This window comes from Rhodoferax sp., from assembly GCF_018063565.1.
GTDB lineage: Bacteria > Pseudomonadota > Gammaproteobacteria > Burkholderiales > Burkholderiaceae_C > Rhodoferax.
In genome coordinates this window covers 39,824-50,225 of record NZ_JAGPBB010000019.1, presented here as the reverse complement: position 1 = coordinate 50,225, position 10,402 = coordinate 39,824, and the positions used below count along the sequence as shown (strand labels likewise).

Sequence of the window (10,402 nt, the reverse complement as noted above, 5' to 3'; positions counted from 1 at the left end):
ATTTGGAAGAAACCAGCGCTGAGACCTTTCTAACCAAGGCAGCAGCGGTAAAGCAGGTGTTGTCGGCCATGCCCAAGTCAAGTTTTGTGGTGAACCATGTGGTTCAACCGGGGCGAATTGGCGAGGCAGCCGAACTTCGCCGCGCGTTTGAGGCATCCGGTTTGAAGTTTTACCCGCAGCTCATGCGGATCAACGGCCGCCCGGCGAACTATGGGCTGATCGACCGCTGGAAGCTTGATCGGGCTTTTGCCGACCTGGTGGGCCCGTCTGGGATGAATCGTGGCTACTCCCACCAGGGCAAGTCATGCCACGCCGGGTTTCGCTATTTCATCCTGCATCCCAAGGGGGATGCGTATGCCTGCTATCCGGCCAAACGACACGGCGAGAACTACCTGGGCAATATCTACGCCCAAACGTTTCGTTTGAACGACGGACCATTGGCTTGCCCGTATGCCGTATGTCCTTGCACCGTGCCACAAAACCGGGGCATGGTCGCCGATTAAAGCCTTTGGTTCACGCCTTGGTCTGCCGAAGTCGACCTCAAGTCGACCCCGGAATAACCGCGATTTAACTCAGAAAGCATAGCTGTTAGCGCTTTATCCATAAGCGCTAGAGGCAAAAACGGCTCAGAAACTCACCGAATGACCCGCGCGCCCTTGCCCTTCATGGCGGCCTCAACCTCTTCCACCCGCACCATCGAGGTGTCGCCCGGTGTCGTCATGGCCAGCGCGCCGTGGGCGGCACCGTACTCCACGGCCGCCTGGGCACCCTTGCCTTCCAGGAAACCGTAGGCCAGGCCAGACGCAAAGCCGTCACCACCCCCGACCCGGTCGTAAATCTCCAGGTTGTCGCGCTTCATCGACTGGAACAACTCGCCGTTGTAGTACAGCAGCGCCGACCAGTCGTTGAGCGTGGCGGTGGTGGCCTTGCGCAACGTGGTGGCCGCCACCTTGAAGTTGGGGAACGCCGCCACAGCGGTCTGGATCATCTTCTTGAAGCTCTCGGTCTCGATGTTCGTCAGGTGCTCATCGGCGCCTTCGACCTCAAAGCCCAGGCAGGCGGTAAAGTCTTCCTCGTTGCCGATCATCACATCCACATACTTGGCAATTTCGCGGTTCACGCGCTGCGCGGCGTCCTTGCCGCCCTGGCTCTTCCACAGGGACGCGCGGTAGTTCAGGTCATACGCCACCACCGTGCCATATTTCTTGGCGGCCTGTACCGCTTCAATCACCGCTTCTGCGGTGTTGCTGGCCAGCGCGGCAAAAATGCCGCCGGTGTGGAACCAGCGCACGCCTTCTTCGCCAAACAGCTTTTCCCAGTTCACTTCTCCGGGTTTGATTTGTGAAGCGGCCGAGTGGCCCCGGTCCGAGCAGCCCAGCGCCGGGCGAATGCCGTAGCCTTTTTCCGTGAAATTCAGGCCGACGCGGGTGTTTTTGCCCAGACCGTCAAAGTCGCGCCAGATCAGGTGACTCATGTCCACGCCGCCTTGCATGATCAGGTCTTCCACCAGCCAGCCCAAGTCATTCTTGGGTAGGGCCGTGACCACGGCGGCGCGTTTGCCCCAGCACTTGCGCATGGCGCGCGCCACGTTGTATTCACCGCCACCCTCCCAGACCTGGAAGCTGCGCGCATTGCGCACACGGCCAAAGCCGGGGTCAAAGCGCAGCATGACTTCGCCGAACGAGGCACAGTCCCATTTGGTTTGCGCCGCAGATTTGATGATGAGTTCAGACATTTTGGGTGCTCCTGATGTTGCGTGGCTTATTTGGCAGCCAGTTCCGCCTTGATGGTTTTGGACAGTGCGATGGTCTTGCGCACGTTGTCTTCAATGCCGGCAAAGTCCTTGGCGTCGAGCAGCTTTTTGGTGATCATGTTGGAACCAATGCCACACGCCACAATGCCGGCGCCAAACCATTTGCGCAAACTGTCCTCGGTGGGCTCAACCCCGCCGGTGGGCATGATGCGCGTCCAGGGCATCGGGCCCATCACGCTCTTGACAAAGTCAGGCCCGCCCACTGACGAACCCGGGAACACCTTGACGATCTCCACACCCAACTCCTGTGCGTCGCCAATCTCGGTGGCTGAACCGCAGCCCGGGCTGTAGGGGATGCCACGGCGGTTGCACACCTTGGCCACCTCGGCATTGAGCAAGGGGCCGACGACAAACTTGGCGCCATTGGCAATGAACAGGGCCGCCGTGGGTGCATCCACGATCGAGCCCACACCCATGATCACCGACGGGTCGGCCTTGGCAAAGTGACGCGTCACCTCATAAAAAACGTGCGCAGCAAAGTCACCCCGATTGGTGAACTCGACACACTTCGCGCCGGCGTTGGCGCAGGCCTGGATGACGTTTTTGCACAGTTCCACGTCCGGGTGATAAAAAACGGGGATGATGCTTTGGTCCATCATTGCCGAAAGCACTGCCATACGATCTTTAGCTGCCATATTGATACTCCTGAAGTAATTTGGTTAAAAAATGCTTGCAGCCCTTTTAAGAACTGCAACTCATGCTATTGAATTTGCGTCTACATGACGACGCCAACCTGCCACGGCAGGAACTCGTCGTGCCCGTAGCCCAGTTCCTCACTGCGCACTTTCTCGCCCGAGGCGTGGCGGATGATGGCGTCAAAAATGCGTTGGCTGATTTCGGCCATGGGGGTGCCGGTGATCAGGTCGCCACAGTTCACATCCATGTCGTCGCGCATGCGCTCAAACAGCGCGTTGTTGGTCGCCAGTTTGATGGTGGGCACACCCGCACAGCCAAAGGCTGAGCCGCGCCCGGTGGTAAAGCAGATGATCTGGGCGCCGCCTGCCGCCTGGCCCGTGGCCGACACCGGGTCGTAACCCGGTGTATCCATATAGACAAATCCCTTGGCATCGACCTGTTCGGCGTACTCAAAGACGCCTTGCAGCGTGCTGGTGCCGCCTTTGGCCACCGCACCCAATGATTTTTCGAGAATGGTGGTCAGCCCACCCGCCTTGTTGCCGACCGACGGGTTGTTGTTCATCTCGCCGCCGTTGCGCGTGGTGTAGCTCTTCCACCAGTCGATGCGGGCGATGAGCTTGTGCGCAATCTCCGGGCTGGCGGCGCGGCGCGTCAGCAAATGCTCGGCACCGTAGATCTCCGGGGTTTCCGACAGAATCGTGGTACCACCGTTTGCCACCAGCAGGTCGGAGGCACCGCCGAGGGCCGGGTTGGCGGTGATGCCGGAGTAGCCATCCGAGCCGCCGCAGTTGAGCCCGACGATCAGGTGCCCCACCGGTACCTCGGTGCGACGGCAGGCATTGGCGCGATCGAGCATGGCGCCGACCATGGCAATGCCTTTCTTGATGGCCGCCGTGGTGCCGCCTTCGGCTTGCATTACCAGACTTTGCAGCATGCCAGGCTCATGCGCCCCTACCATCTCGATCATCGGTGCAATCTGGTTTTGCTCGCAGCCCAAGCCGACAAACAGCACACCGGCAAAGTTGGGATGTTTGGCATAGCCCACCAGGGTGCGGCGCAAAAGCGTCATGCCTTCGCCCACCGCGCCCAAGCCACAGCCCAGCGGATGGGGTAGCGCCAGCACTCCGTCGATATGGGAATAGCCGGCCAAACGTTCGGAACTGAAGTGATTGGCAATGGCCCGCACCACGGTGGCCGAGCAGTTCACCGACGCCATCACAGCAATGTAATTGCGGGTGCCAACCTTGCCGTTGGGTCGCTGGTACCCCATGAAAGTGGCCGGATGCTCGATCTTGGGCAAGTCACTGATGCCTTGGCCGATGGCGTAGTCGCGCTCGAATTCGCCCATACCGAGGTTGTGTGAATGCACGTGCCCGCCCGCGCGAATGTCGGTGGTGGTAAAACCAATGATCTGGTTGTAGCGGCGCACTGGCTGCCCCTGCGCCAGGTCACGCAATGCCAGCTTATGCCCGGCCGGAACCGGTTCGCGCACAGCAACCTGTTCTGAGGCCATCGACTCGCCGGGTAACAGTTGGCGGGTGGCAATCAGCACATCATCGTTGGCGTGCAGGCGAATGAATGGTGACTGGAGCATCTGAGGTTTCTCGGCGAGTGGCGTCGACCCGACACAGGTCAACAGCAGATCGGGCGAATATACGACAAAAGCAAACAGCGTTCAATCTTTTTTGAAACATATTTTCATTTTTCATGAATGGCATTTTCAAAGTGTCGTGGATACTGAAAATTATCGTTTTGAGACAACCGCCACATCCAATACCTTTGCAGCATGAAGCGATACCTTGGCGTGTTCGACTCCCCCTGATCAAGGTACCATGCGCTCTGAACTTCGGTGGGTTGTTTCAACGCGAGGCAGGATGTGGATATTCGCAGGCTCAAGTTTTTTATCGTCACGGCGGAAGAGCGCAATATCGGGCGCGCTGCCGAGCGGCTGCACATCACACAGCCACCGCTGACCCGGCACATTCAATCCCTTGAGGAAGAACTGGGCGTTCAGTTGTTTCGGCGCACCAGTTCAGGCGTGGAACTCACCCAGGCCGGCACGGCACTGCTGACACATGCCCAAAACATCAGTGCCCACGTGGAACTGGCAACCGAACAAATCAGGCGTGTCGCAGCAGGCAAGGAGGGGCGAATCGACATCGGCATCTTTGGCTCAGCGATGCTCGACGTGATTCCACGCCTGCTGAGCAATTTTTCCCAGGCCTGTCCCCATGCCAATGTGGTGTTGCACAACGCGCCAAAAAATCGCCAGCTCGAAGCCTTGCAGCAAGGGCGCATCACCATCGCGTTTGACCGTTATTTCCGCCCGCTGCCGGAACTGCAATCGGAGCTGGTCAGCCAGGAGCCACTGTGGTTTGCCGTGAACCAGCGCAATCCGCTGGCGCAAAGAACCAGCATCACCATGGCGGACCTTCGGGTTGAGCCACTCATCGGTGAGCAGGATCAAAGCGTGTTCTTTGCCAGTCAGGAGTTGTTCCGGCTGCAAAATTTCAGCCCGGTCATCGTCCACAAGGCGGCCGACATGATTTCGGCCGTGGTCATGGTGGCCGGTGGTTTTGGCTGTTCGCTGGTGCCAGCCTCGGTGCTCAACCTGAAGCTGCCCGACGTGGTGTTTCTGCCGCTGGCGCCAGAGATTGCGTCTACCATCGACCTGCATTGCGTCTACCGCAAAGATGAGACGTCGCCGCTGCTGGCCGCCTTGCTGGCGTGTATCCGCGATTTCAGACACGGTGATCAGCCGATACCGACAAGGTATTGAAGCATTCGCGAACAGCATTGGACTGCGGTGTGCACCGCCACCTAGAATTTTTTTCGACACGGTGGTGAGAGTTGACCTGGTGCCCTGGTGCCCTGGTGCCGGAACTTTTCCCAAGAGTCAAAACCTGTCAGACGCCCCTGTCCGTTGACACCCTGGGCAAACCCTGGCGGAGATTCAATTACAAATCCTGGAGAAACGATATGCATCAGATGTTCAGCGCGCGTAAGACGGCAGTAGCCAGCGCCGTGATGACGGCACTTTTGAGTGCTTGTGGCGGCAGCAACGACAGCACCACCGAGCCGGTCCAACCGGTGATTTCAGCCCGCGCCAAGAGCCTTATCACGGCGGATGGCAAGCAGTTCAAGGACCTGAACGCCAACGGCAAACTCGACAAGTACGAAGACTGGCGCCTGAGTGTTGACGAGCGCATCAACGACCTGGTGTCGCAGATGACTGCAGAAGAAAAAGTCGGGATGATGATGATCAACGACAACAACGCAGGCTGCGGGGGTGCTGTAACGGCCACTGCCGAGAACTACATTAACACCCAGAAGATGACGCGTTTTATCCTGCGCTCCACCGCATCGGCCACACCCAGCGCATGTGATGGCAGCTTTACACCCGGCCGTGGCGGTTATGTCGTCACGCCGCAGCAACTGGCCACCTACACCAACGCATTGCAGGAATTGGCCGAAAAAACCCGCCTGGGCATTCCGCTGGTATTCAAGGACAACGCCCGCAACCACGTAGAAACCGACCCACGCCAGGGCATTGGTGCCGGTGCCGGTGCGTTTACCCAGTTCCCGAAAGAGGCCGGGTTGGCTGCAGCGGCGCTGGGTGAACAGTTTCTGAAAGAAGGCAAGGCCACCACCGGCGACATGTCGGTCATCCAGACCTTCACCGGGGTGATGGGACAAGAATACAACGCCGTTGGCTTGCGCGCCGCCTATACCTACATGGCCGACCTGCTGACCGAGCCGCGCTGGTACCGCGCCCATGAAGTCTTCACCGAAGACGCGGACCTCAACGCCAACATCATGAAGTCGCTGGTGCAGGGCCTGCAAGGCAGCGTCATCAAGGACGGCACGTCGGTGAATGCGGCCACGGCCGTTGCGCTGACCATGAAACACTTCCCCGGTGGCGGCCCACAAGAGCTGGGCATGGATCCGCACTATTCCTTCGGCAAGTTCCAGCAGTACGACGGCAACTTTGCCTACCATCTGAAGCCTTTTGTTGCTGCCATTGATGCTGGCGTGTCGTCCATCATGCCTTACTACGGCGTGCCGATGACCGGGCGCGATGCTGGCAAGGCACCGATCCCGCTGACCTATGACGGTGTGACCTATCCGCTGACCGGCTTCGCATTTTCGAAATCGATCGTGACCGACCTGCTGCGCACCAAGCTGGGCTTTAAAGGTTATGTGAATTCCGACACCGGCATCATCAATTCGATGGCCTGGGGCCTGGAAGACAAGACCGTGCCCGAGCGTGTGGCCGCAGCCATCAATGGCGGCACCGACACGCTTTCAGGCTTTGCCACCAACAAGACCGTCAAGGATTTGCTCGATGCCAAGCTGATCACTGAAGAACGTGTCAATCAAGCTGCAAAAAGCCTGCTCAAGGAGCAATTCCAGTTGGGACTGTTTGAGAACCCCTATATGGATGCCAGCAAGGCCACTGGCACGATTGGCCAGGATGCCAACCGGGCCAAAGGGCTGGAGATGCAGAAAAAATCAGTCGTGCTGCTCAAAAACGACACCCTGGCGAGCGGTGCCAAGGTGTTGCCGCTGAAAGAGGGTGCCAAGGTTTACACCATTGGTTTTGGCAAGGCCGATGTCGAGAAATATGGCTATGCCGTGACCGACGGCAACTACACCACCGCCGCGCGTCCCAGCGCAGCGGGTGCCGACTACGCCGTGGTACGGGTGCTGGTCAAGGACATTGCCAAACCCTACAACAGCAAGGATGTGAACACCGGCAACAACCCCCTGTTGCTCAATCCGCTGACCGGCAACACCTGGGGTGCTGAAGACCCCTGCCGCATGTTCGTGACCCTCAACGCGGTCTGCTCTGACGGTGAGTATTTTGGCAACGGCGTGACAGGCCCGGGCACCATCTTTGGCGGTGCCTTGCCGTGGGAGATTGGCGACATCAGCTTCACCGGCATGGCTGCGGCCACCTCGCGCAGCATGTACCCGACGCTGGCCGACATCAAGGCCATCATGACCGAGATCGGCGACCCGAAAAAGGTCATCCTGAGCATCTACTTCCGCGCACCCTATGTCATGGACGATGCCAGTGGCCTGAAGAACGCTGGTGCCATCCTGGCCACCTTTGGTGTCACCGATGTGGCGATGATGGACGTGCTCTCAGGCAAATTCAAACCTCAGGGCAAGCTGCCGTTTGCCTTGCCCAGGACCCTGAAAGCCGTGCAAGAGCAAAAGTCGGACTTGCCTGGTTTTGACGAGACCACCGACGGTGCGCTGTACAAGTTCGGCTACGGCCTGACTTACTGAACGGACTTCGGTTTGCGCATTAGGAGTTAACCATCGAACCTTGCCACCCATCGGCCGATTACATCATGGTCGGTGGCAAGTTTTCAGCCGTAGACAATTTAACAAAACATTGTTTCATTTTAATTGAATTATCTTTTTAAATGGTGTAAAGTCCGCGCACGCCAACGATAAAGACTATCGCTGGCAGCGAATGTGCCAAACCAACCAAAGCCGAGTTAGCCGATGAAGCCTTTCATGAATGCCGATTTCCTGCTGCCTGACGAGTGTGCCCGGCGACTGTTTCACGACTACGCGGCATCCATGCCGATCATCGACTACCACTGCCATTTGCCACCGGCCGACATCGCCAACAACACCGGTTTCAAGAATCTTGCCCACGCCTGGCTGGGTGGTGACCACTACAAATGGCGCGCCATGCGTTCCAATGGCGTGCCAGAAGCCGACATCACCGGCCACGAACCGGATTACCGCACCTTCTTGGCCTGGGCCAGGACCGTGCCGCGTCTGGTCGGCAACCCGCTGTACCACTGGACCCATCTTGAGTTGCAGCGCTACTTTGGCATTCACACGCCGCTCAATGAGCAATCTGCGCCGCACATCTGGGACAACTGCAACGCGCAGCTTGCCGGCCCGGAGTTTGGCGCCCGCACTTTGCTGATGCGCATGAAGGTACGGGCTGTGGGTACCACCGATGACCCTGCTGACACACTGGAACACCACCTTGCCTACGCTCAAACCCGCCAAGGTGGTGAGCCGGTGATGGTGCCCAGCTTTCGCCCGGACCGGGCACTGGCTACCGACGACCTGGGCGAATGGCAGGCCTATCTGGACCGTCTGGGCGCTGCCGCCGATGAAAACATCAGCAGTTACCCGGCACTCATCCGTGCGCTCGATCGTCGCCATCAGGTGTTTCATGACCTGGGCGCACGCGCGTCGGATCATGGACTGGTGGCACCCTTTGCCAGCTTGGCACCCGCGGCCACAGTGCATGCCATCTTTGACAAGATGCGTCAAGGCCTGGCCCCCACACAGGAAGAAAGTCACATTTACAAGACGGCGGTACTGCTCGAAGTGGGTCGCATGAACGCACGCCGTGGATGGGCCATGCAGTTGCATCTGGCAGCCATCCGCAACCTCAACACCGCCATGTTTGAGCGGCTCGGGCCGGATACGGGTTACGACGCGGTGAATGACGAGCAGGTTGCCGCCAAACTGGCCGTATTCATGAACGCGCTGCAAAGTGACGGCCTGCTGCCCAAAACCATTTTGTATTCGCTCAACCCCAACGATCTGGAAGTTTTGGGCACGGTGATGGGGTGTTTTCAGGATGGCTCCAGCCCCGGCAAGATCCAAGTGGGTTCGGCCTGGTGGTTCAACGATCATATCGAAGGCATGCGCCGCCAGATGGTCAGCCTGGGCAACCTCGGGTTGTTGTCTCGTTTTGTCGGCATGCTGACCGATTCACGCAGCTTTTTGTCTTTCCCGCGCCACGAGTATTTCCGCCGCATCCTTTGTGGACTGGTCGGAGGCTGGATGGAGGCGGGTGAAATCCCTCCCGATTTCGATACCTTTGGCGCCATGGTGCAAGACATCAGCTACCGCAATGCCAAGGCCTACTTTGCCATTCCCGGCGTGAACGATTGAATCTGGAATCTTCATCATGCAACTTTGCGAAAAAAATCTCCATCAATTGCCTGCCAGCGTGCAACGGCCCGGCTACGACCGAAGCAAGGTAGCGCGCGCCATCGTGCACCTGGGTGTGGGGGCCTTTCACCGCGCTCACCAGGCGATGTACACCGAGGCGGTACTGGCCTCGGGCGATCTGGCCTGGGGTATTGTGGGTGCGGGTATCGTGTCATCGGGCATGAAAAATGCCCTGCAACCACAGGATGGCTTGTATGCGCTGGCGGTGATGGGGCCCTCGGGCAACAAGGTGCAGATCATTGGCTCGATTCTGGATGTGCTCGGTGGTGAAGACGACGACGGTCAACTGCTTGACATCATGCGCTTGCCCAGCACCCGTATCGTCAGCATGACGGTGACAGAAAAGGGCTATTACCTGGACCCCGCCAGTGGCGCACTCCAGCTTCAGGCACCGGCGATCCAGGCCGATCTTGCCAATCCCGGTGCGCCCAAAACCATTCTCGGTTTGATCGTGTCTGCCTTGCAGCACCGAAAGACGGCGGGTATTGCGCCCTTTACCGTCCTCAGTTGTGACAACCTGCCCAGCAACGGCAAGCGCGCCAAAGCGGCAGTGGTGGCTTTTGCGCACGCCGTCGATGCTGAACTGGGCGACTGGATCAACAACCAGGTGTCGTTCCCATGCACCATGGTGGATCGCATCACGCCCGCCACCACCGATGCTGACCGAGCCAGCATCACCGCGCAGATTGGCCTCGAGGACGCCTGGCCGGTGGTGACCGAGGACTTTGTGCAATGGGTGATCGAAGACAATTTCACCATGGGCCGCCCCGACTGGACGGTGGGTGGCGCCGTGTTCTCCGACGAAATCGAGTCCTGGGAGAACATGAAATTGCGCTGTCTCAATGGTGCCCATTCCACCCTGGCCTACCTGGGTCAGCTCACGGGTCGCGAAACCGTGGCCGAGGCAATGCAGTTGCCGCTCATCACCGCCTTGCTCGATCCACTATGGGTGGA

At 58.9% G+C, this 10,402-nt stretch carries 8 protein-coding genes; 5 read left to right on the top strand and 3 right to left on the bottom strand.

The features are described 5' to 3' along the window. A partial coding sequence (locus KBF66_RS06730) for a hypothetical protein (RefSeq protein ID WP_296654352.1) occupies positions 1 to 503 on the top strand: 503 nt, incomplete at its 5' end. A 131-nt stretch (positions 504 to 634) separates the two neighbouring features. On the opposite strand, the gene KBF66_RS06725 is transcribed toward KBF66_RS06730, so the two are convergent. From KBF66_RS06725 to KBF66_RS06715, 3 genes are all read right to left on the bottom strand, one after another. Further along, the gene (locus KBF66_RS06725; RefSeq protein ID WP_296654349.1) at positions 635 to 1,735 is read right to left on the bottom strand and encodes a sugar kinase; all 1,101 of its coding nucleotides are present in this window, start codon (positions 1,733 to 1,735) and stop codon (positions 635 to 637) included. 26 nt (positions 1,736 to 1,761) lie between these two features. Beyond that, entirely contained in the window at positions 1,762 to 2,448 is a 687-nt protein-coding gene (locus tag KBF66_RS06720; RefSeq protein ID WP_296654347.1) for a bifunctional 4-hydroxy-2-oxoglutarate aldolase/2-dehydro-3-deoxy-phosphogluconate aldolase, read from the bottom strand. A gap of 80 nt (positions 2,449 to 2,528) precedes the next feature. Then, the gene (locus KBF66_RS06715; RefSeq protein ID WP_296654345.1) at positions 2,529 to 4,043 is read right to left on the bottom strand and encodes an altronate dehydratase family protein; all 1,515 of its coding nucleotides are present in this window, start codon (positions 4,041 to 4,043) and stop codon (positions 2,529 to 2,531) included. A gap of 282 nt (positions 4,044 to 4,325) precedes the next feature. Between KBF66_RS06715 and KBF66_RS06710 the strand changes: the two genes are divergently transcribed. The 4 genes from KBF66_RS06710 to KBF66_RS06695 form a co-directional block, all read left to right on the top strand. Next, complete coding sequence (locus KBF66_RS06710) at positions 4,326 to 5,228, top strand: LysR family transcriptional regulator (RefSeq protein ID WP_296654344.1); 903 nt, start codon at positions 4,326 to 4,328, stop codon at positions 5,226 to 5,228. Between the two features lie 200 nt (positions 5,229 to 5,428). After that, positions 5,429 to 7,744 carry a glycoside hydrolase family 3 N-terminal domain-containing protein gene (locus KBF66_RS06705; protein ID WP_296654342.1) on the top strand — a complete coding sequence of 772 codons (2,316 nt, stop codon included), beginning with the start codon at positions 5,429 to 5,431 and terminating at the stop codon, positions 7,742 to 7,744. Between the two features lie 222 nt (positions 7,745 to 7,966). After that, positions 7,967 to 9,388 carry a glucuronate isomerase gene (uxaC, locus tag KBF66_RS06700; protein WP_296654339.1) on the top strand — a complete coding sequence of 474 codons (1,422 nt, stop codon included), beginning with the start codon at positions 7,967 to 7,969 and terminating at the stop codon, positions 9,386 to 9,388. Between the two features lie 16 nt (positions 9,389 to 9,404). Then, a partial coding sequence (locus tag KBF66_RS06695; protein ID WP_296654337.1) for a mannitol dehydrogenase family protein occupies positions 9,405 to 10,402 on the top strand: 998 nt, incomplete at its 3' end.

What these genes read in the sequence shown, in the direction of transcription:
- KBF66_RS06705 (WP_296654342.1), top strand. Translation starts at nt 5,429, where the DNA reads ATGCATCAGATGTTCAGCGCGCGTAAGACGGCAGTAGCCAGCGCCGTG.
- KBF66_RS06715 (WP_296654345.1), bottom strand. Translation starts at nt 4,043, where the DNA reads ATGCTCCAGTCACCATTCATTCGCCTGCACGCCAACGATGATGTGCTG.
- uxaC (WP_296654339.1), top strand. Translation starts at nt 7,967, where the DNA reads ATGAAGCCTTTCATGAATGCCGATTTCCTGCTGCCTGACGAGTGTGCC.
- KBF66_RS06720 (WP_296654347.1), bottom strand. Translation starts at nt 2,448, where the DNA reads ATGGCAGCTAAAGATCGTATGGCAGTGCTTTCGGCAATGATGGACCAA.
- KBF66_RS06725 (WP_296654349.1), bottom strand. Translation starts at nt 1,735, where the DNA reads ATGTCTGAACTCATCATCAAATCTGCGGCGCAAACCAAATGGGACTGT.